Source organism: Streptomyces sp. NBC_00554 (genome assembly GCF_041431135.1).
GTDB lineage: Bacteria > Actinomycetota > Actinomycetes > Streptomycetales > Streptomycetaceae > Streptomyces.
The window spans coordinates 2680705-2702943 of sequence record NZ_CP107799.1; the positions used below are offsets into that span (position 1 = coordinate 2680705).

Genomic DNA, 22239 nt, shown 5'->3' on the forward strand with positions numbered 1-22239 from the left:
CGGCGGCGGCGAGGTGCGCTTCTCCTCGTTCAGTTTCGTGACGGTGCCCTACCCGGCGGGCAGGGCTTCATCACGCTGTGTCGTACGGGCTTGTGCCGTACGTGCTGTGTCATGCGTATTGCGTTGTGCTACCACACTACAAAGCGTCAGTGACACTCCGCACGTAGAGCGTGTACTGCGATCCGCCCGCAGACCACGTGGAGCGGTCCGTACGCGGGGCGCAAACAGCAAAAGGAGCGGCCCCCTAGAAGTGGGAACCGCTCCCTTCACGGCGTCTTACTTGGCGCCCGCCGCACCGCGGCGGATGCCCAGGCGGTCGACCAGCGCACGGAAGCGCTGGATGTCCTTCTTGGCGAGGTACTGCAGCAGGCGACGGCGCTGACCGACCAGGATCAGCAGACCACGGCGGGAGTGGTGGTCGTGCTTGTGGGTCTTGAGGTGCTCGGTCAGGTCCGAGATCCGGCGCGAAAGCATGGCGACCTGGACCTCGGGGGAGCCGGTGTCGCCCTCCTTCTGACCGAACTCGCTGATGAGCTGCTTCTTCGTTGCGGCGTCGAGCGACACGCGTACTCCTCGTAGTCTGTGATGTGCCACCGAGTGCCCCTGGTCCACATCTCAGGGGAGCTTCCGATACTCGGAGGCGGAATCCGCCGGGCGCGGCCTCCGGAGCGGTGAGCTCTGGGGGTGCGTACACAAGCGGCCGTTACACAGGGTACCAGCCTGGCGGGACGCGTTTGCCCGGAGGCCGAGTCCCCGGAACCCCGCGATCACAGCCACCGTCGAACAGGAACGGTACATCGCCGTGCAGGCGCAGGCCGGGGTCGTGACCTGCTCGTTTCCCCGTACGGAACACGCTCTGCCAAGTAGGGTGAACGCACAGTTCGTTCGCGTGTCAGGAAGGGGCCGTCGCACCATGGCCGAGGGACAGGACAACGACGTCGAGACGCAGGCCGAGGACGTCAAGGCGCGCAAGGAGCGGGAGAAGAACGAGCTCTACGCCCTCGACATCTCCGGCGTCGAGTGGCAGAGCGCGCCGGGTACCGAGGAGCACGAGGAGCGCGTCGAGATCGCGTATCTGCCGGAGGGGGCCGTGGCCATGCGGTCGTCGCTCGACCCCGACACCGTGCTTCGGTACACGGAGGCGGAGTGGCAGGCGTTCGTGCTCGGGGCGCGGGACGGGGAGTTCGATCTGGAGCCCGCGCCGCACAACGGTGGCGTGCCGGCCGAGTAGCCGGGGAGGGGGGTTGGTGTCGGTCGGGGTGGCGCCGCGTCCGCGGTAGGTCGGGCGGTGCCTGGTGGATGGCGTGAGTGTGGCGGTCCCCTTCTACGGTGATCGTGCGGTCCCATGACTTCTACGGTGATCGTGCGGTCCCATGACGGCAGTCGGTACTGACGCCGAGACCGGATTGTTGGGTACGCCACGCAGGGTGGACCGATCCGGCACAACCTCCGCCAGGAATGGGGGGTTTGAGACCGTTTCAGACCTTCTTCTGTTCGACTTGTTCACCACTATCGCCCGGTTTATTCATCGTTGGGGAGAGCGTTTACGCCACCTCTGGGCAGGATGTGTCGTAGTGGGCAGCAGCGGTGGGGTGGACGGGCCTGCCGTACTGACAGTCGTGGTGATTAGGCTGGGACCGGGCGCGACGCCAGACCCGTGCACGGCCGCCCGCGTCCAGGGGGAGAGCCGGGTGAATCGGTCGACCTCGGACAGCTTCGGACGACTTCGCACGACAAGAGACGGTCGCCCCGGCACGGCATGAGGGTGCTCGACCACACCAGGAGGAATTGTGAACAGCGATCGGGACGGGAACCGCGGGGGCTGGGCCACACCCGGCGATGACCACTCCGACGCGGAGTCCGCCGTCGAGACGACGGGCGAGTTCACTATCGACTACGCGCCGCCGGCCTGGTACACGCAGAACGCGTCGGGGGGTTCGGGGGCTTCGGGGGGCACGGAGGGTTCGGAGGGTTCGGACGAGGAGTCCTCGGAGCCGGACCCCGAGCCCGAGCGCCAGCCCGAGCCCGCGACGGCGGAGCCGAGTCCTCCCGCCGCGCTGCCTGGGCCGGGTCCCGGTGGGCCGACGGCTCTGCCGAACTTCTCCGCGGGTGGGTTTCAGCCCCAGTGGTCGCCGCCGCCTGCCGCCGTTCCGGCTCCGCCGGTTGTCGCTTCTTCCGGCGAGGGTGGGGGCGAGGCGGACGCCGACTCCGAGAACGGGGATCTTGAGAGTGGCGCCACGATGCGGATCTCCCCTGTCGCTCTGAAGCGTGAATTCGCGGAGCGGGCTGGTGCGTCTCCGGCGCCGGATCCGGTACCGGCTTCGGCTGAGGTTGTGGTCGAGCCTGAGGTCGTGGTCACCCCGTCGGTCGAGCCCGAAGCGGAGCCCGAGCCCGAGCCCGAAGCAGAGTCCGAGTCCGAGTCCGAGGAGACCTTCTCGGCGGACGCGGAGGACGGCGCCGGCAACGACGTAGACCCGGACGAAGAAGCCGAGGTCGAGGCCGAGGCCGAAGCCGAGGTGGCCGCCTCCGACGCGGGTGATGCGTCCGACGAGGCGGTTGCCCCGGAAACTGCGGACATCGCAGACGTTGTGGAACTGCACGCCACAGCCGACGGCGATGCGGCCGACGACGACGTGCCCCCGGGGCCCGACTCGGCGGACACCGAGCCCCAGGATGCCGACGCTCAGGACGTTCAGCCTCAGGACGTTCAGCCTCAGGACACGAAGCTCCATGACGCGGAGCCTCACGACGCCGCGCCCCACCACGTAGAGCCCCAAGACGCAGAGCCCCAGGACGTAGAACCCGAAGCCGTATCCGACGCGGCTGATGCCGTTCAGGACGCTCCCCCCGCGTGGGCTCCGCCGCCGTTGCCCCAGGGTGGGCTGCCTCCGTTGCCGCCCGCCTATCAGCCTGCGGCGCCCGCCCCCGCCGCGCAGTGGCCGGCGTCCACCGAACCCGCGGCGGCCGACGCCGCTCAGGCGCCGGTCCCGCCCCAGACGCATGCGGCCGCACCGGCACCGGGCCAGCCGTTCCAGCCGCCGGCACCGGCCCCTGCACCCGGCCGGCCGTTCCAGCAGGCCCCGCCCCCCACCACCCCCCAGCCGGGCCAGCCGTTCCAACCGCCCGCCCCCCAGCCCGCGGCACCGGCGTGGCCCTCCCCCAGCGCGCCCGTTTCCACCGGCCCGGCGCAGGCGCCCGCGCCGGTGTACCCGCCCGCCGTCGAGAACCCGGTTCCGGCGCCGCCGCAGGCTCCGGCTCCCGTACCGCAGGGCAGTTACGGGTTCCCGCAGCCCAGCGTTCCGGCCCCGAGCCCCACCCCGCAGGGCAGCTACGGATTCCCGCAGCCCGGCGCCCCCGCGCTGGCCCCCGGTCCGGCTCCGGCGGCGCCCAACCCGCCTGCCCCGGCATCGGGTTACGGCTTCCCGCAACAGGGCGCACCCGCGATTCCGCAGCCCCCGGCCCCGCAGCCGGGATACGGCTTCCCTCCGCAGCAGCCCGCGCCGCAGGCACCCAACTCCCCTGCACCGCAGGCCGGTTACGGCTTCCCGAACCAGCCGCCCGCCCCGCAGGCACCCAACTCCCCCGCACCACAAGCGGGTTACGGCTTCCCGAACCAGCCCGCGCAGCCCACGCAGCCCGTACCCCCCGCCGACCCGCGTCCCCCGCTCCCGCCGACGCAGGCGCCCCCGCCGTACCCGCAGCAGGGGCAGCCGCAACCGCAGCCGGGCCAACCGCCCGCGCCGCAGCAGTACGAGGCACAGCCCCCGCAGGGTCCCGCCGTTCCGCCCGCCCCGCAGGCGCACGCGCCGGTCGACCCCCGTGCCGGAACGGCCTGGCCGCAGCCCGTGCAGCACGACCAGCGCCAGCCCACCAACCCCGGTGCCGCCCCTCTCGGGTACACGGCGGCCGTGGAGCTCTCCTCCGACCGGCTGCTCAACAACAAGAGGCAGAAGGCCAAGAGCGGTCGTCCGGCTGCCGCCTCTTCGCGGTTCAAGCTCGGGGGGAAGAAGGAGGAGGCCGAGCGGCAGCGGAAGCTGGACCTGATCCGGACGCCGGTGCTGTCGTGCTACCGGATCGCCGTCATCAGCCTCAAGGGCGGCGTGGGCAAGACGACCACGACCACCGCGCTCGGGTCGACGCTCGCCACCGAGCGGCAGGACAAGATCCTCGCGATCGACGCCAACCCGGACGCGGGTACGCTCGGGCGCCGCGTGCGCCGCGAGACCGGGGCCACCATCCGTGACCTCGTCCAGGCGATCCCGTACCTCAACTCGTACATGGACATCAGGCGGTTCACGTCCCAGGCCGCCTCCGGCCTGGAGATCATCGCCAATGACGTCGACCCGGCCGTGTCGACCGCGTTCAACGACGAGGACTACCGGCGCGCGATCGACGTACTGGGCAAGCAGTACCCGATCATCCTGACCGACTCCGGCACGGGTCTGCTGTACAGCGCCATGCGCGGTGTGCTCGACCTCGCCGACCAGCTCATCATCATCTCCACGCCGTCGGTCGACGGTGCGAGCAGCGCCAGTACGACGCTGGACTGGCTGTCGGCGCACGGGTACGCGGATCTCGTCTCCCGGTCCATCACCGTCATCTCGGGTGTGCGGGAGACCGGCAAGATGATCAAGGTGGAGGACATCGTCTCCCACTTCGAGACGCGGTGCCGGGGCGTCATCACCGTGCCCTTCGACGAGCACCTGGCCGCGGGCGCCGAGGTCGACCTCGACATGATGCGGCCCAAGGTCCGGGAGGCGTACTTCAACCTCTCCGCGATGGTGGCCGAGGACATCGCGCGCCACCAGCAGTCCCACGGGCTCTGGACGTCGGACGGCAACCCGCCGCCGGTGGCCGCGCCGCCGCTGCCCGGTCAGCAGTACCAGCAGGGGCCGGGGCAGCAGTATCAGCAGGCCCCGGGCCAGCCGGCCCCCGGACAGCCGGCACCGGGTCAGGCCCCGCCCGCTCACCACCCCCCGCAGCAGCCTCACCCTGGGCAGCCGTATCCGCCGCAGCCCGGTCAGCCCTACCCGCCGCACCCCGGTCAGGGCTACCCCCAACAGCCCGGACAGGGCTACCCGCAGCAACCGGGACAGGCCTATCCGCCGCCGCAGGGACAGCCGTACCCCCAGCCCGGTCAACCCTTCCAGCCGCCGGCACCCCCTCAGCAGTAACCCGATCGGCCCCTTTCGGGGGACCGATTCCCGCCTGGGCCCGCATCGTCTTCGTACGGTGCGGGCCCTACGCGTATCCATGGGCGTTTCCCGCCGTCAGGCCCCCACCAGGAGGGCTTCAGCGGTCTGAACCAATGAGCGAAAAATCCGCGTCAACTCGTTATTTCCGCAGGCCACATGGGGTTCATGCGCCGTTGACTCGCGGAGACCGCCGCTGGTAGACACACACACCAACCCCGCCGGCGTCTCCCCGATCAACGTGGTCCAGCAGTTCGACAAGCCATCCCTGTGCGAGCGATGACGCGAGGTCACCGACCCATGAACAGACCCATGAACAGACAGCATCAGCACGGCAGAAGGCTCCTGCGGCTCATTGCCGCCGCGGGCGCCGCGGCGCTCACCCTCACCGCCGGTCTCGCGACCCCACTCAACCCGGCTCCCCAGCAGGCGCAGGCCAAGGCGGACAAGAACGTCCTCACCGTCGCGGTCGCGCAGAGCGTCGACTCGCTGAGCCCGTTCCTGGCGAGCCGTCTGGTCAGTACGAGCATTCACCGGCTCATGTACGAGTACCTGACCAACTACGACCCCGCGGACAACCACGCGATCCCGGGACTCGCCACCAAGTGGGAACCCTCGGCGGACAAGCTCACCTGGACCTACACGATCCGCTCCGACTCCAAGTGGTCGGACGGCGAGCAGGCCACCGCCGAGGACGCGGCCTGGACCTTCAACAAGATGATGACCGACGACGGCGCGGCCACGGCCAACGGCAGCTTCGTCGGCAACTTCAAGAAGGTCACGGCCCTCAGCCCCACCGAACTCGTCATCGAGCTGAAGAAGCCGCAGGCCACCATGGCCGCGCTCGACGTGCCGATCGTGCCCAAGCATGTCTGGGAGAAGGTCGGGGACTTCTCGAAGTACAACAACGACAAGAGCTTCCCCGTCGTCGGCAACGGACCGTTCATCCTCACCGACTACAAGGCCGACAGCTACGTACGGCTCAAGGCCAACAAGAGCTTCTGGCGCGGCTCGCCCAAGTTCGACGAGCTGGTGTTCAAGTACTACAAGGACAACGATGCCGCCGTCGCCGCCCTGCAGAAGGGCGAGGTGTCCTTCACCTTCGGTCTGACGCCCGCTCAGGCGGCCACCCTCGGGACCCAGAAGAACATCAAGGTCAACGACGCGCCGGGCCGCCGCTTCTACGCGCTCGCCGTCAACCCGGGCGCCCAGGCCAAGAACGGGCAGAAGTTCGGCGACGGGCACGAGTCGCTGCTCGACGAGAAGGTGCGGCAGGCGCTGTTCATGGCCGTCGACCGCAAGGCCCTCCTCGACAAGGTCTTCCAGGGCCACGCGGTCGAGGGCGCCGGATACATCCCGCCGCGCTTCGCGGAGTACTTCTGGAAGCCGTCCGCGAGCCAGGTCCTGTCGTACGACCCTGCCGAGGCGGCCCAACTCCTCGACCAGGCGGGCTACAAGAAGAACGGTGACGGCAAGCGCGTCGGCAAGAACGGCAAGCCGATCGACTACCGCGTCCTGTGCCACGCCACCGACCCGAACGACAAGGCGGTCGGACAGTACCTGAAGGAGTGGTGGGGCGAACTCGGCATAGGGGTCACCCTCAACTGCCTGGACAACGTGACCGATCCCTGGCTCGCGGGCACGTACGACCTCGCCTTCGACGGCTGGTCCGCCAACCCCGACCCCGACTTCCTCCTGTCGATCCAGACCTGCGGCGCGCTCCCGGCGACCCCCAAGGACACGGGTGCGACCGACAACTTCATCTGCGACAGGCAGTTCGACGACCTGTACGGGCAGCAGCTCGCCGAGTACGACACCGCCAAACGGGCGGATCTCGTCAAGCAGATGCAGTCGCGGCTGTACGACACCGGGTACATGAACGTCATGGCGTACCCGAACGCGGTCGAGGCCTACCGCACCGACCAGATCGGGTCGATCGAGACGATGCCCAAGGCCGCGGGCAACATCTACGGCCAGGACGGTTACTGGAGCTGGTGGTCGGCGGTTCCTGCGGCCTCCTCCGGTGAGTCCTCCGACGGTTCGAGCTCGACGGGGGTCATCATCGGCATCGTCGCGGGCGTCGCCGTCCTCGTGGGCGCCGGGGCGTTCTTCGCGATGCGGCGCCGCTCGACCGCCGAGGACCGCGAGTAGCCCCGCGCACGCCACCACTGGCACACCACCACTACCGAGCCACGCACACCGCCACTACGGAGCCACGAGCAGCGAGCCGCCTCCACCGAGTGAGAGTCCATGACCGCTGAAGCAACACCCTCGCTGGTCGAGGCGACCGGCGGTCCGGCTGAGGCCGGGCCGTCGGTCCGCAGGCCGCGGGCGCGCAACAGGACCGCCTATCCGCGGTATGTGGCGGGCAAGTTGGGCGGCGCGGCCGTCTCCCTGCTCGCCGTCCTCGTCACCAGCTTCTTCCTCTTCCGGCTCATCCCCGGCGACCCCGTCAAGTACATGACGGGCGGCCGTCAGGTGTCGGCGGAACAACTCGCCAACTACCGCAAGGAGTTCGGGCTCGATCTGCCGATGTGGGAGCAGTTCACGGACTACTGCGCCAAGGCACTCACCGGTGACCTCGGCACGTCGTACCAGTTCCGCGCCCCCGTCATCGACAAGATCACCGAGGCGCTCCCGAACACCCTCCTCCTCACCGGCACGTCGTTCATCCTCTACACGGCGCTCGGCATCTTCATCGGCACCCGCTCGGCGTGGCGCAACGGCGGGATCGCCGACCGCCTCAACACCGGTCTGGCGCTGACCCTTTACTCCATCCCGTCCTTCTGGCTCGGGCTGCTGCTGATCATCGTCTTCTCGGTGGGCATCGGCCCGATCCCCGGGCTCTTCCCGACCGGCGGCATGGTGTCGGGGAACGGCGAGACCGGTTTCGCGTACGTCGCCGATGTCGCCCACCATCTCGTGCTGCCGGTGGTGACGCTGGTCGCCGTCGAGTACGGGCAGACCCTGCTCGTGACGCGTTCGGCGCTGCTCGACGAGATGGGCAGCGACTATCTGACGACGGCGCGGGCCAAGGGCCTGCGGGACGACCTCGTACGGCGCCGTCATGCCGTGCCCAACGCCCTGCTGCCGACCGTGACGCTGATCTTCATCAACCTCGGCCGGACGGTCGCGGGCGTCATCCTCGTCGAGACCGTCTTCTCCTGGCCGGGCCTGGGCGGGCTCTTCTACCAAGCGCTCAGCGTGCCCGATCTGCCCCTGGTTCAGGGACTGTTCTTCTTCTTCGCGGCGGCGGTGATCGTGATGAACACGCTGGCCGATCTGATCTATCCGCTGCTGGATCCACGGGTGGGCCGATGACCACAACAGAGTCGAACGGGCCGGTGCCGACCGAAGCAACCCCGCAAGTGGCGACAGCGAGCCCGCGCACACTGGCCCGGCAGCGCCGCCGAGCCTCCGCCGCCCGCTTCTGGAAGCAGTACCGCACCCACCGGGCAGGCGTCCTCGGCCTCGCCGCCCTCGGCCTCTTCGCGCTCGTCGCGCTGACCGCACCGCTGACCGTCGGCTCCGACGTGCAGAGCGTGACGAACGCGCCGGGCGGTCCGATGGAGAGCCCGAGCGCCGAATTCCCGCTGGGGACCGACCAGTTCGGGCGTGATCTGCTCGGGCTCGTGGTGTGGGGCGCCCGGGTGTCCCTGCTCGTCGGGCTGCTCGCCGCCGTGCTCTCCGTCGCGATCGGCGCACTCATCGGGATCACCGCGGGACACTTCCGGGGCTGGTTCGCGACCGTGATGATGCGGATCACGGACTGGTTCCTGGTCATGCCGACCCTCGTCCTCGCGATCGCGCTGGCGACCGTGATGTCCCGTTCGCTCGGCACGATCATCCTGGCGATCGGTGTCACGACCTGGCCGACGACGGCCCGGCTGGTACGCGCGCAGACCCTGGCGGTGGAGTCGCGGCCGTACATCGAGCGGGCCAAGGCGCTCGGCGGCGGGCACTGGCACATCATGTCCCGGCATGTCCTGCCCAACGTGATGCCGCTGGTGCTGGCCCAGACGACCCTGATCATCTCCTCCGCGATCCTCGCCGAGGCGACGCTCGCCTTCCTCGGACTCGGCGATCCGACGGTCGTGTCATGGGGCGGGCTGCTCCAGGACGCGCGGGAGGCGGGCGCGGTCAGCGCCGGGAAGTGGTGGTATCTGGTGCCGCCGGGTATCGCGATCGCGGGGGTCGCGCTGGCGTTCACGCTGTGCGGACGCGCGGTCGAATCGGTCCTCAACCCCAAGCTGGGGGTGGCACGTTGAGCACTCCGACCGAACCGAACACGACCGGTCACCGTCTCCTGGAGGTCCGGAACCTCGAAGTGACCTACGCGGGCGGAGCGGCCGCCGTACGCGGTGTGGACCTATCCCTCGACGCGGGCCAGAAACTCGGCATCGCGGGCGAGTCCGGCTGCGGCAAGTCCACACTGGCGCTCGCGCTGCTGCGGCTGCTGCCGGCCGGCACGCGCACGACCGGCGAGATCCTGCTCGACGGTGAAGACGTACTGACCATGAAGTGGGGCCGGGTGCGGGCGGTCCGCTGGGCGGGCGCCTCCATCGTCTTCCAGGGCGCGATGCACTCGCTGAACGCCGTGCACCGCATCGGCGACCAGATCTCCGAGCCGATCCTGCTGCACAAGAAGGCGACTCCGGCGGGCGCGAAGCGGAAGACCGGCGAACTGCTCGAACACGTGGGCCTGCCCGCCGCCCGCGCGGACGCCTACCCGCACGAGCTCTCCGGCGGCCAGCGCCAACGCGTCATGATCGCCATGGCGTTGGCCTGCGATCCCCGGCTCGTCATCGCCGACGAACCGACCACCGCGCTCGACGTGATGATCCAGGCGCAGATTCTCCGCCTCATCCAACAGCTCGTCACCGAGCAGGAGTTGGGCCTGATCATGATCAGCCACGACCTCGCGGTGCTGTCCGACACCTGCGACCGGCTCGCGGTGATGTACGCGGGTCGCGTGGTCGAGGAAGGGCCCGCGCGGAAGGTCTACGAGGATGCCCGACACCCGTACGGCAAAGCCCTGTCGGCCGCCTTCCCACGCATCGGCGACCCCGCCTCGCGGTTCGCGCCGCGCGGCCTGCCGGGCGACCCGCCGGACCCCTCGGCGCTGCCGTCCGGCTGTACGTTCCACTCCCGGTGCCCGGTGGCGCTCGACTCCTGTGTGACGGAGGACCAGGCACTGCGGGACGCGGGGGCGGGAAGGTGGGCGGCCTGCGTACACATGGACGCGGCCGTGGAAGCGGAACCAGCCAGGAGCACTCCATGACGACACCTCCCGTGACAGCGCCTCCCGTGACGACATCACCGCTGCTCAGCGCCGAGGGCCTGCACATCGCCTTCCCCGGCCGCCACGGTGCCGACCGCGCCCGTGCCGTCGACGGGGTCGACCTCGACATCCGGCGCGGCGAGATCGTCGCCCTGGTCGGCGAGTCGGGCTGCGGCAAGACGACGCTGGCCCGCTCCCTGCTCGGTCTCGTCCCGCCGACCGGGGGCCGCGTCACGTTCGACGGCAAGCCCCTCGACTACTCCTCACGCTCCCTGAAGGCGTACCGCAAACGTGTCCAGCTGGTCCTCCAGGACCCGAGCGGCTCCCTCAACCCCCGGCACACGGTGTACGACGCGGTCGCCGAGGGCCTGCGCATCCACCGGTACGGCGGCGACGAGCGGGCGGCGGTCGCGGAAGCCCTCTCCCGGGCGGGACTTCGCCCTCCGGAACGCTTCTTCCTGCGCTACCCGCACGAGCTGTCCGGCGGCCAGCGCCAGCGTGTCGTCATCGCGGGCGCGCTCGTCCTGGAGCCCGAACTCATCGTCGCCGACGAGCCGGTGGCCTCCCTGGACGCCTCGGTGCGCGGCGAGATCCTGGCCCTGCTCCTGCGGCTGCGCGCCGAACTCGGCCTGTCCGCCCTGGTGGTGACACATGACCTGGGTCTGGCGTGGAACATCGCCGACCGGGTCGCGGTGATGTACCTGGGCCGCATCGTGGAGACGGGCGAGGTCGAACAGGTCCTGACGGCACCTCAGCACCCGTACACCCAGGCCCTGTTGTCCGTCCTGCCGGAGGCTCCGGGCGACCCTATCGTGCTGACCGGCGAGCCCCCGGACCCGTCACGCATCCCCTCCGGCTGCCGTTTCCACGCGCGCTGTCAGATCCTGGCGAGCGGGGAGGCGGAGCGGGCCGGGGTGGCAGACGCGTGCCGGGGGCAGGATCTGGAGGTGCTGGGCGGGGGTGCGGAGATGCAGGTCGCGTGCCACTGGGCGAGGGCACAGGTCGCTACATAAAGGCCACCGGCCGCCCCCGTCGACGTACGCGGAGAAGCTACTCGGAGTCGGCCTCTGCCTCGTACGCCTCGATCAGTTCCCGCGACCGCTTCACGTCGTCCCCGATGGCCACGAGGAGCGCGTCGATGGAGTCGAACCTGGCCTGTCCGCGTACGAAGGCGAGGAAGTCGACGGCGACGTGCAGGCCGTACAGGTCGAGGCCGACGCGGTCGATGGCGTACGCCTCGACGGTTCGCTCGGTGCCGTCGAACTGGGGGTTCGTGCCCACGGAGATCGCGGCCGGCATCGCCTCGTCCGCGACGTGCAGCCAGCCGGCGTAGACGCCGTCGGCGGGAATGGCGGTGTGCGGGAGGGTCTCGACGTTCGCCGTCGGGAAGCCCAGCTCGCGGCCGCGCTGGGCGCCTCGTACGACGATGCCCTCGACACGGTGCGGACGCCCGAGGATCTCGCGCGCGCCCTCGACGTCGCCCTCGGCGACGAGCCGCCGGGTGAGGGTCGAGGAGAAGGGTTCGCCGCCGCCCGCGTCACCGGTCACGTACAGGTCGACGACCTCGACCTCGAAGTCGTACGTCCGGCCCTGCTCCCGCAGGAAGTCGACATTGCCGGCGGCCTTGTGGCCGAAGCGGAAATTGGGGCCCTCGACGGCGGCCTTCGCGTGCAGTTTGTCGACCAGGACCTTCGCGACGAAGTCTGCGGGCGACAGCTTCGAGAACTCCTTGGTGAACGGAAGGATGAGCAGGGCGTCCACGCCCAGCTCGGCCATCAGTTCGGCCCGGCGGTGGTGCGGGGCGAGCAGCGGGGGGTGGCTGCCGGGGCGCACGACCTCGCTGGGGTGCGGGTCGAAGGTGACGACGACGGAGGGAACGCCCAGCTCGCGGGCGCGGTCCACGGCATGCCGGATGATCAGCTGGTGTCCGCGGTGCACCCCGTCGTAGGAACCGATGGTGACGACGCTGCGCCCCCAGTCCTCGGGGATGTCCTCCAAGCCACGCCAGCGCTGCACTGTGACTGCTCCTTGTCGCAAACTCGTCGAACCTGTGTCCGTGATTGCCTCAATCGCAGCTCTAAGAGTGCCATGCCGGGTGCTCTCCGCCTGCATCGGCATCAGGCTGTGACACATCCCGCATTCCGGCGGCGCGGGTCAGGCGGGAACCCGCACCCCGGCCAGGTTCTCGATCATGCGGCGGGTGCTCGGGCCGACCACGCCGGCCCACTCCTCGGGGGCGCCCGTCAGCCAGCCGGCCACGAGGCCGGCGAAGCCGGGGACGGTGCGGGCCAGGTCGACGAGACCGTGGTCGAAGCCGGTGGCTCCGGCCGGGGTGCGGACGAGGAGGAGGCCCGTACGGTGCACCAGTTCACGGGTGGGCTCCTCTCCCCTGCGGGCCGCGTCGGCCGCCGCCGCGCGCAGCACGGTGTCGAGGACGGCCGGGTCCCGTTCATGGGCGAGGAGGAGGTCGAGGAGTTCGCGCCGCAGCGGACGGGAGTCCGGGCCGCCGGGCGCGGCGAGCACGGTCGCGAGCGCCGACCGCACCGGTGCGGGGCAGCCGTCGATCAACCCTGTGACCAGCGGAAAGAGCACCGTGTAGGCCTCCGTCCCGTGTTCGAGCCGCCGGTCGACGTACGCGGCCACGTGCGCGGCGGCCGCCGGGCGGATCTCCACCGCCTCGCGTACGAGGGCGGCGACGCGGCGGGCCAGGCCGGGTGTGGTGACGTCGGCGAGGGTGCGCAGCAGCTCGCCGGTGTCCGGGCCCGCGCCCGGTTGCCACAGCCTGGCCCGGAAGGCGGCGAGCACCGGGTCGGGGTGGGTCGTGAGGGCGGCGACGAGCGCGCTCGCGGGCAGCTGCGGGTCACCCGCCGTGAACCGCTCCAAGGCCTGCGGCAGGTACCGGGCCCGGGTCCACGGGTCCCGTACGAGGAGGCCGAGCGCTCCGCCGTGCAGGGTGCAGTCGGCGGGGCGGGCCAGCAGGGCCAGCGCCGCGTAGCGCAGCAGCGCGCGGTCGGCCTCGGTCCGCACCTGCGGGGCGGCCCGCAGTCCGTAGGCCACCGCCGCCACCCGCCGTGCGGGGCGCTCGTCGTGCGCCCACCGGTCCACCGCCCGGCACACGGCCGAAGGTTCCTCCTCGGCGAGTACGGCGAGCAGCTCGTCGCCGAGCCGGTGCGCGACTGCGACCAGCGCCTCCGCGAGATCGTCCAGGGCCCGGCGCCGGTACGCGTACAGCAGCGCCTGTGCCGCCGTCGCCACGGTCGCGTGCGGGGTCGCGGGGAGGGGGCGGTCGTCGTCGAACCAGTGGGTGAGGTGCGGTTGTACGGCGGTGGGGTCGGCGGTGAGGAGGCGGGCCACGGCGTCCAGATAGCGGGGTTCGCCTTCTTGGCTCCCGGTGCGCGGTGCCTCATCCGCGACGACCAGGCACCTCAGCAGCTCGAACCGTTCCTCCTCCGGCAGCGGCAGCGCCTCCCAGAAGGCCGGCCCGAACTCCCCAGGTACAGCTCGCCCTTGCTCCCGCCACCTCACGATCCGCTCCGCGAGCAACCGCAGCACCCCGGCGTACGGGCTCGCGTCGGGAACCCGCAGCAGGACGTCGACGCAGAGATGCGTGGCCCACCAGCCGGGGTCGCCGAGCGGGGCCGGCCCCTCGGGCAGCAGGTCGTCCACGGCGTCGACCAGGTCTTCCAGCCGACGGGCCAGCTCGCCGGGACCCTGCTGCCGGCCCAGGAGCAGCAGGGCCTGGACGACCGGGCCGATGCGGTGGCGGGGGACGGGGAGTGCGCGGGGCGGGGCGGATCCCGGCTTTCCCGGCCGGGCTGACCCACGGGGCCCCGCCTGCTCGGGCACCCCCGCGCGCCCCCGGTGCACCAAGGCGTGCAGGGCGGGGTCCAGGTCGAGGTGGGTGCCCTGGATCCAGTCCGCGAGTTCCTCGTGGGCGAAGCGGTACCCGTTGCCCGCAGGCACGAGGAGGCCCTCGGTGAGGACGGCGGAGGCCCAGCCTGTGGTGGCCCCGAGGCGGCGAACGGGTGCGGGGCCCCACGGGAAGACTGCTTCGAAGGACGCGCGGTCCAACTCCCCCTGCCCGGGCCCCAGACAGCGCCGCGCGGCCTCGTGCACCTGGCCGGAGACCTGAGCGGCGAGCCGTCGTACGGCCGTACCACGCAGCCCGTTCACCGCGGCCAGCCGGACCGCGACACGCAGGCACATGAGGTCCAGGTAGGCGGCGAACACCTCGTCCCGGTCGAGCGGCCGGGCCGAGGCGTCCAGCAGCGCACCCGGAGCGGCCGGGACGTCCGACATCGCACCCCGAGCGGCCGCGGAGTCCGGCAGCGCCGCCCGCACCTCGGACAGCAGCCGCAGCGCCAGCGGATGCCGTGCGTCGGCCGACGCGAGCGTGCCCTCGGGGATCCCCGCACGAGCCCGGGCCCGCAGCGCCTCCGCCTCGGTCAGATCCCCCAGCCACACACAGGCGGGAAGCCGCCCGGCCCCGGACAAGGAGGGATCGGCCCGGTGCAGCAGCTCCGCCGGAAACTCCGCCCCCGCCTGCTCCCAGTACTCGGCCCGGCACGCGACCACGAGCCGCGCCCCGGTCTCCCGCAGCCAGTCCGCCGTTCCCGCCGTCCACTCGGGCATCCGGTGGGCGAGGGCGGGCGGCATCTCCTCGGGACCGTCGAGGAGCAGCAGCAACGGCCGCCCCGTGTCCAGCGCCACCCGGGCCAGCCGCTCCGGCCCGATGTCGCCCAGCTCACCGTCGTACCCCTCGGGAGGCAGCACACCCGAATCCGCAGAGCTCCCCGAGCGCAGGCCCTCCCGCGAGGCCGCCACGATCCGCCCCGCCCGCTCCAGCGCCCGCGCCGCCGCGTCCGCCACCGAGAGGTCCGTGGCGAGGAGGTCGGCGCCTCGCAGCCACAGGGTGGGCGCCGGTTCCGCGCCCCGGGTCCGGCGTGCGGCGAGGGCCGCCAGTTCCGTCGTACGACCGCTGCCGGGCGGGCCGACGAGCCCGAGCACGGCGGCCTGGCCACCGCCCTCGAATCCGGCGAACTCCCTTACGACATCTGCCCGTTCGACAGGTTCGAAGTCCCCGCCGTCCGGTCCACCGGGCCCGTCCGAGCCCACGGACGTCGCCGTCAGCTCCAGCACCCCCGCCGGATTCAGATCGGCTCCGTACGCGGGCACCGTCGCCGCGTTGCGGACCAGCAGCGCGGCGAGCGGTCCTTCGGCCTCCGGAGTCCGCAGCGGGACGGCGAAGCCCGCCACTCGGTGCCCGGCGTGCAGCGCGGTACCCAGGACCGCCACCACCGCCCCGGTCGAGACGTCGAGGACCGGGCCTCCGGCGGCTCCGCCGCCCAGCCGCAGCGCGTCGGCGCCGGCCGTACCGATCGCCAATTCCAGGGCATCGCCCAGGACATGGAAGCGGTCGGTCGCCGTGTACGTGACGGCGGAGGCGCCGAGTACCCGTGCCTCGCGCCAGCCGCCTGCGGCGATCCGGACGTACGTGCCGGTCTCGACGTGGGTCCGCACGGTGACGGGGAGCGGGTCCACGCCGAGACCTTCGCTGCGTACGAGAGCCAGATCGGCGTCCGGGAGGGGTGTGACGGCGTCGGCGGTGACCACACAGGTGCGGCCGCCGGGAGCGTGCAGGACAAGACGGGCCAGGCCGTCGACCGCCTCGTGGCTGGTGATCACCGTGCCGTGGTGGTCGGCGACGAACCCCGTGCCGCGCGGACGCCCCGCCAGGTCGCAGACCCGCACCAGGGCGTCGTCATACGCTTCCCGGGCCTCGTCCGGCGTCTCCCGGGTGTCGTCCGGTACCGGCCGACTCTGGACCGGTACGTGTCGGCTGTCGACCGGTGCATGTCGGCCCCCGGTCCGCGGGCCCCGTCCCGCCATGCTCGAACCTCCCCGCCGCGCTTCTTCTTCCGACGGTAGGCGCGGGGTGATCAGCGGGACAGATCGCGTGTCGAACGCGCCCCCTTCCGCTCCCCCGCTTCACTCCGAGCGCCTGCCCGAAGGGGTGAATAGGCGGGTACGGATGGATACACCCTTGGGTGGGGGAACCGAGGGGGGACCGTGGAGCGGCGGGCACGAGACCCCGTGATCGCCGCTCCACGGGCGGGTACAGCAAGCCCGGTCCCGAATGGCCGTCGGCGTCAGCCGAACACCGCCAGGCTCTTCGCCTTCCCCTTCTGCTCCTCCACCAGGGCCAGGAACCGCCCGGCCGGGTCGAAGACCGCCACGGCGCCGCGCCCCGCGTACTCCTCGGGAATCTCCAGGCGTACGCCGTTGAGAAGCAGCCCCGCCCGCCTGTCGTCCACGTCCCAGCGCGGGAACGCGGCCGCCGCGGCCTCCGCGACCGGCATCACGGTCAGCTCCTGCTGGAGCTGGTCGAGGGTGCGCGCGGAGTCGAGCTTGTACGGGCCGACGCGGGTGCGGCGCAGCGCGGTGAGGTGGCCGCCGACGCCCAGGTCCGCGCCCAGGTCACGGGCGAGCGCCCGGATGTACGTGCCGGACGAGCAGACCACCGAGACCACCAGGTCCAGGACCGGGGTGCCGTCCTCGGCGACGGCGTCACGGACGTCGTACACCGCGAACGAGGAGATCCGCACCGGACGGGCCGGGATCTCGAAGTCCTCGCCGTCGCGCGCCCGCTTGTACGAGCGCACGCCGTTGATCTTGATGGCGCTGACCTTGGACGGCACCTGCATGATGTCGCCGGTCAGCTTGGCGATACCGGCGTCGACGGCGTCCCGCTTGATGCCGGACGCGTCCGCGGACGAGGTGATGTCGCCCTCGGCGTCGTCCGTCAGCGTGTTCTGCCCGAGCCGGATGGTCCCCAGATACTCCTTCTCGGTGAGCGCGAGGTGCCCGAGGAGTTTGGTGGCCTTCTCGACGCCGAGGACGAGCACACCCGTCGCCATGGGGTCGAGGGTGCCCGCGTGTCCGACGCGGCGGGTCCTGGCGATCCCGCGCATCTTGGCGACCACGTCGTGCGAAGTGAAGCCCGACGGCTTGTCGACGATGACAAGCCCGTCGGGCGTCTGGTGCTTCTCGGTCATCCGGTGGCGTCGTCCGTCTCGTCGTCGTCCGACTCTTCGTCGGAGTCCGGCTTCTTGTACGGGTCCGCGTCACCGGCGTACTTCGCTCCGGAGGAGACCTCGCGCACCTTCTCGTCCGAGGCACGCGCCTTGTCGAGCAGGTCCTCGATGGTCTTGGCGGTGTCCGGCAGGGCGTCCGCGACGAAGGTCAGCGTCGGCGTGAACTTCACGCCCGCCGCCGCACCGACCGCGGAGCGGAGCACGCCCTTGGCGCTCTCCAGGCCCGCGGCGGCCTCCGCCCGCACCTGGTCGTCCCCGTACACCGTGTAGAAGACGGTCGCCTCCCGCAGATCACCCGTGACCCGGGTGTCCGTGATGGTGACGTGGGTGCCGAGCCGCGGATCCTTGATCCCGCGCTGCAGCTTCTTGGCCACCACCTCTCGGATGAGGTCCGCCAGCCTCTTAGCCCGCGCGTTGTCGGCCACTGGTCCGTCTCCTTCTTCGCCTTGCTTGTTCCGTCAGTCTTCGTCGGTCTTCGTCATTCGTCGTCCGACGTCGTCAGTCTTCGTCCGTGTGGAGTCTGCGCCGTACCGACAGCAGTTCCACCTCCGGTCGTGCCGCGACGAGCCGCTCACACCGGTCCAGTACGTCGGTGAGGTGCTCGGTGTCTCCGGAGACCACCGCGAGGCCGATCTCGACCCTGCGGTGCAAGTCCTGGTTTCCCGTCTCCGCCACGCTCACCGGGTACTTCCGCTGGAGTTCGGCGACGATCGGGCGGACGAGAGAGCGTTTCTCCTTGAGCGAGCGAACGTCGCCGAGGAGCAGGTCGAAGGACAGCGTCCCCACATACATGTGTAACCGGATGTCCCGCCGGTACGGGATAGATGGCCTGCCAATGCGCTTGGCAGGGTCATCAGAACCGTACAACGAACCTCCGGCTCGCTCGACGGGGTTTTCGCCCCCGCCGCCCCTACCCGTCCCATCCTCTGGGGCTGCGCCCCAGGCCCCCTCGGTTGTTCTTCGGGTGCCGGCCCGGTGGGGGCTTGTCGCGCAGTTCCCCGCGCCCCTAAAAGCGGTGAGCTGGCCGGGGTGACAAAGTCACCCCGGCCAGCTCACACCATCACTTTACGAGCGCGGCTTCTCGCGCATCTCGTACGTCGCGATGACGTCGTCGACCTTGATGTCGTTGAAGTTGCCGAGGTTGATACCACCCTCGAACCCTTCGCGGATCTCGGTGACGTCGTCCTTGAAGCGACGCAGCCCGGAGATGTTGAGGCTCTCCGCGATGACCTTGCCGTCGCGGATGAGGCGCGCCTTGGTGTTGCGCTTGACCTCGCCCGAGCGGACCAGGACACCGGCGATGTTGCCGAGCTTGGACGACTTGAAGACCTCGCGGATCTCCGCCGTGCCGAGCTCGACCTCCTCGTACTCCGGCTTGAGCATGCCCTTGAGGGCCGCCTCGATCTCCTCGATGGCCTGGTAGATCACCGAGTAGTACCGGACGTCGACGCCCTCGCGCTCCGCCATCTGAGCCGCGCGGCCCGCAGCGCGGACGTTGAAGCCGATGACGATCGCGTCGGAGCCGGTCGCCAGGTTGATGTCCGACTCGGTGACCGCACCCACACCGCGGTGCAGGACGCGGATGTCGACCTCGTCGCCGACGTCGAGCTGGAGCAGCGAGGACTCGAGAGCCTCCACCGAACCGGACGCGTCGCCCTTGATGATGAGGTTGAGTTCCTGCACCAGACCGGCCTTGAGGGCCTCGTCCAGGTTCTCCAGGGAGAACCGGACACCCCGGCGGGCGAAGTTGGCGTTGCGCTCACGCGCCGCGCGCTTCTCGGCGATCTGACGCGCCGTGCGGTCCTCGTCGACAACCAGGAAGTTGTCGCCGGCGCCCGGGACGTTGGTGAGACCCAGGACCAGGACGGGGGTCGACGGACCCGCTTCCTCGACGTTGTTGCCGTTGTCGTCGAGCATCGCCCGGACACGGCCGTACGCGTCGCCGACCACCATCGTGTCGCCGATGCGCAGCGTGCCGCGCTGGACCAGGACCGTCGAAACGGCACCACGGCCACGGTCGAGGTGGGACTCGATCGCAATACCCTGCGCGTCCTGCTCCGGGTTGGCCCGCAGGTCGAGCGAGGCGTCCGCGGTGAGGACCACGGCCTCCAGCAGGCTCTCGATGTTGAGGCCCTGCTTGGCGGAGATGTCGACGAACATCGTGTCGCCGCCGTACTCCTCGGCCACCAGACCGAACTCGGTGAGCTGACCGCGTACCTTGGTCGGGTCGGCGCCCTCGACGTCGATCTTGTTGACCGCGACCACGATCGGCACGTCGGCCGCCTTGGCGTGGTTCAACGCCTCGATCGTCTGAGGCATCACACCGTCGTTGGCCGCCACCACGAGGATCGCGATGTCGGTCGACTTGGCACCACGTGCACGCATGGCGGTGAACGCCTCGTGACCCGGGGTGTCGATGAAGGTGATCCTGCGCTCTTCGCCGTTGACCTCGGTCGCGACCTGGTACGCACCGATGTGCTGCGTGATACCGCCGGCCTCGCCCGCAACGACGTTCGTCTTGCGGATGGTGTCGAGAAGGCGGGTCTTACCGTGGTCGACGTGACCCATGACGGTCACGACCGGCGGACGGACCACGAGGTCGTCCTCGTCGCCCTCGTCCTCGCCGAACTCGATGTCGAAGGACTCGAGCAGCTCGCGGTCCTCCTCCTCGGGGCTGACGATCTCGAGGACGAAGTTCATCTCGTCCGCGAGGAGCTTCAGCGTCTCGTCGGAGACGGACTGCGTGGCAGTGACCATCTCGCCGAGGTTCATCATCACGCCGACGAGCGACGCCGGGTTGGCGCCGATCTTCTCGGCGAAGTCGGTGAGCGAGGCACCGCGCGACAGGCGGACGGACTGTCCGTTGCCGCGAGGCAGCATGACGCCGCCGACCGACGGGGCCTGCATGGCCTCGTACTCCTGGCGCCTCTGCCGCTTCGACTTGCGACCACGACGCGCGGGACCACCGGGACGACCGAAGGCGCCCTGTGTGCCACCACGGCCACCCGGACCACCGGGACGACCGCCGAAGCCGGGACGACCGCCGCCACCGCCACCGGGACCACCGGGACGACCGGCGAAACCGCCACCGCCGCCACCCGGACCACCGGGACGACCGGCGAAACCGCCGCCACCGCCACCGGGACCGGCCGGACGACCGGCGAAGCCGCCGCCGCCACCGGGACGACCGCCACCGGCACCGCCGGGACGACCGCCACCGCCACCGGGACCACGGCCGCCACCGGGGCCACCGCCGCCCGGACGCGGGCTGCCGGCAGCGGGACGCTGCGGCATCATGCCGGGGTTCGGACGGTTACCACCGGGGCCGCCGCCGGGACGCGGAGCGCCACCCTGCGGACGAGGCATGCCGCCCGGAGACGGACGAGCACCACCCGGACCGCCCTGCGGACGCGGAGCGCCGCCGGGACCGCCCTGGGGACGGGGACCGCGGTCACCACGGTCCTGACCCGCGCCCTGCGGACGCGGGCTGCCGGGGGCGCCTGCGCCACCCGGACGCGGGGCACCACCCGGACGGGGCGCCTGGGGGCGCGCCATACCGGTGGAGCCACCAGAGGTGAACGGGTTGTTGCCCGGACGGGGACCGGCCGGACGAGCACCGGGACGTGCGCCCTGGCCACCCGGACGCGGAGCGCCCTGACGGTCGGGGCGGTCGCCACGCTCGGGACGGTCCGTGCGCTCGGGACGGTCGGTACGGCCCTGACCACCCTGGCCGGGACCGGCCGGACGAGCACCGGCAGGCTTCGGAGCGCCGGGACGGGCAGCAGCCGGACGAGCACCGGCGGCCGGAGCCGCGGGAGCCGACGGGGGCGCCGTGAACTCGGCTGCGACCGGAGCCGGAGCCGCCGGAGCGGGCTTCGGCGCGGGCTTGGGACCCGGACGCGGGCCCGAGGCGGGAGTGGACGGAATGACCGGGGTGACCGGTGCGGCCTCCGCGGGCTTCTCGGCCACGGCCGGCTTGGGAGCCGGCGGGCGCGGGGCGGCCGGACGGGCGGCCTGCGCGGGAGAAGGCGCACCCGGCTTGGCGGGCGCGGCCTTGCGCGGCGCCGGCTTGCCGCCGCCGTTGCCCTGCTGGAGGGCATCTGTCAGTTTGCGTACTACGGGCGCCTCGATCGTCGAGGACGCTGAACGGACGAACTCACCGAGTTCCTGGAGCTTGGCCATGACGACCTTGCTCTCAACCCCGAACTCCTTAGCGAGTTCGTATACCCGGACCTTAGCCACTTCGCTCCTTTTAGGTCCGGGTTGCGTCCGGACCGTCGCTACTTCATGGGCGTACTCATCGCGTGCTCATCGAGTGCTCATCGCAATCTCGACCTACTTCCAACTCGCGGGGTACCAGGGCCGCACGGGGGTTCCGTACGACACGTCTTACGGTGTTACCTGCTCGACGTAGTGGCGCAACGCCTTCATGTCGAGCGATCCCGGGGCACGCAGCGCCCGTGGGAACGCCCGGCGGCGGACCGCCAGGTCGAGACAGGCCAGGACGGGGTGTACGTACGAGCCCCGGCCGGGCAGCGTACCGCGATGATCGGGGACACATTCACCCTCGACCGCCACGATGCGCAGCAGATCCTTCTTGGCCGCTCGCTCCCGACACCCCACACAGGTGCGTTCAGGGCATGCGCGGGCTCGCGTCCGGCCAGACACTCTT

At 71.0% G+C, this 22239-nt stretch carries 15 protein-coding genes; 7 read left to right on the forward strand and 8 right to left on the reverse strand.

The features are described from left to right. Positions 1-276 precede the first annotated feature (276 nt). Entirely contained in the window at positions 277-564 is a 288-nt protein-coding gene (gene rpsO / locus OG266_RS11595) for a 30S ribosomal protein S15 (RefSeq protein ID WP_019064787.1), read from the reverse strand. 349 nt (positions 565-913) lie between these two features. Between rpsO and OG266_RS11600 the strand changes: the two genes are divergently transcribed. The 7 genes from OG266_RS11600 to OG266_RS11630 all read left to right on the forward strand — a co-directional run bounded on the left by OG266_RS11600 (position 914) and on the right by OG266_RS11630 (position 11486). Continuing rightward, the gene (locus OG266_RS11600) at positions 914-1231 is read left to right on the forward strand and encodes a DUF397 domain-containing protein (RefSeq protein WP_266474437.1); all 318 of its coding nucleotides are present in this window, start codon (positions 914-916) and stop codon (positions 1229-1231) included. A gap of 559 nt (positions 1232-1790) precedes the next feature. Next, a complete protein-coding gene (locus tag OG266_RS11605; protein ID WP_371545249.1) occupies positions 1791-5174 on the forward strand; it encodes an SCO5717 family growth-regulating ATPase in 3384 nt (1127 codons plus the stop codon). Positions 5175-5504: 330 nt separating this feature from the next. Beyond that, a complete protein-coding gene (locus OG266_RS11610; protein ID WP_371545250.1) occupies positions 5505-7343 on the forward strand; it encodes an ABC transporter substrate-binding protein in 1839 nt (612 codons plus the stop codon). A 99-nt stretch (positions 7344-7442) separates the two neighbouring features. Continuing rightward, the gene (locus tag OG266_RS11615; protein ID WP_266474453.1) at positions 7443-8513 is read left to right on the forward strand and encodes an ABC transporter permease; all 1071 of its coding nucleotides are present in this window, start codon (positions 7443-7445) and stop codon (positions 8511-8513) included. Then, positions 8510-9460 (forward strand): ABC transporter permease, encoded by a 951-nt coding sequence (locus tag OG266_RS11620; protein ID WP_329545191.1) that lies wholly within the window; start codon positions 8510-8512, stop codon positions 9458-9460. Before OG266_RS11615 ends, OG266_RS11620 begins: the two co-directional genes overlap by 4 nt. Continuing rightward, the gene (locus tag OG266_RS11625) at positions 9457-10473 is read left to right on the forward strand and encodes an ABC transporter ATP-binding protein (RefSeq protein WP_371545255.1); all 1017 of its coding nucleotides are present in this window, start codon (positions 9457-9459) and stop codon (positions 10471-10473) included. Before OG266_RS11620 ends, OG266_RS11625 begins: the two co-directional genes overlap by 4 nt. After that, entirely contained in the window at positions 10470-11486 is a 1017-nt protein-coding gene (locus tag OG266_RS11630; protein ID WP_371545257.1) for an ABC transporter ATP-binding protein, read from the forward strand. The genes OG266_RS11625 and OG266_RS11630 overlap by 4 nt, the downstream gene beginning before the upstream one ends. 37 nt (positions 11487-11523) lie before the next feature. Here the strand turns inward: OG266_RS11630 and OG266_RS11635 are convergent, their stop codons facing one another. From OG266_RS11635 to OG266_RS11665, 7 genes are all read right to left on the reverse strand, one after another. Next, complete coding sequence (locus tag OG266_RS11635) at positions 11524-12489, reverse strand: bifunctional riboflavin kinase/FAD synthetase (protein WP_266474458.1); 966 nt, start codon at positions 12487-12489, stop codon at positions 11524-11526. Positions 12490-12627: 138 nt separating this feature from the next. Continuing rightward, positions 12628-16362: a trypsin-like peptidase domain-containing protein gene (locus OG266_RS11640; protein ID WP_371545259.1), complete on the reverse strand. Its 3735-nt coding sequence runs from the start codon at positions 16360-16362 to the stop codon at positions 12628-12630. A 260-nt stretch (positions 16363-16622) separates the two neighbouring features. Then, positions 16623-17528, reverse strand: coding sequence for a tRNA pseudouridine(55) synthase TruB (truB, locus tag OG266_RS11645; RefSeq protein WP_371545262.1), 906 nt, complete (start codon positions 17526-17528; stop codon positions 16623-16625). Further along, positions 17525-17992 (reverse strand): 30S ribosome-binding factor RbfA, encoded by a 468-nt coding sequence (gene rbfA, locus OG266_RS11650; protein WP_266474461.1) that lies wholly within the window; start codon positions 17990-17992, stop codon positions 17525-17527. Before rbfA ends, truB begins: the two co-directional genes overlap by 4 nt. A 73-nt stretch (positions 17993-18065) precedes the next feature. Beyond that, a complete protein-coding gene (locus OG266_RS11655; RefSeq protein ID WP_266474462.1) occupies positions 18066-18359 on the reverse strand; it encodes a DUF503 domain-containing protein in 294 nt (97 codons plus the stop codon). A gap of 273 nt (positions 18360-18632) precedes the next feature. Further along, entirely contained in the window at positions 18633-21809 is a 3177-nt protein-coding gene (gene infB, locus OG266_RS11660; protein WP_371545267.1) for a translation initiation factor IF-2, read from the reverse strand. A gap of 147 nt (positions 21810-21956) precedes the next feature. Next, on the reverse strand, positions 21957-22235 hold the full coding sequence (locus OG266_RS11665) for a YlxR family protein (protein WP_266474465.1): 279 nt from the start codon (positions 22233-22235) through the stop codon (positions 21957-21959). Positions 22236-22239: the final 4 nt, after the last annotated feature.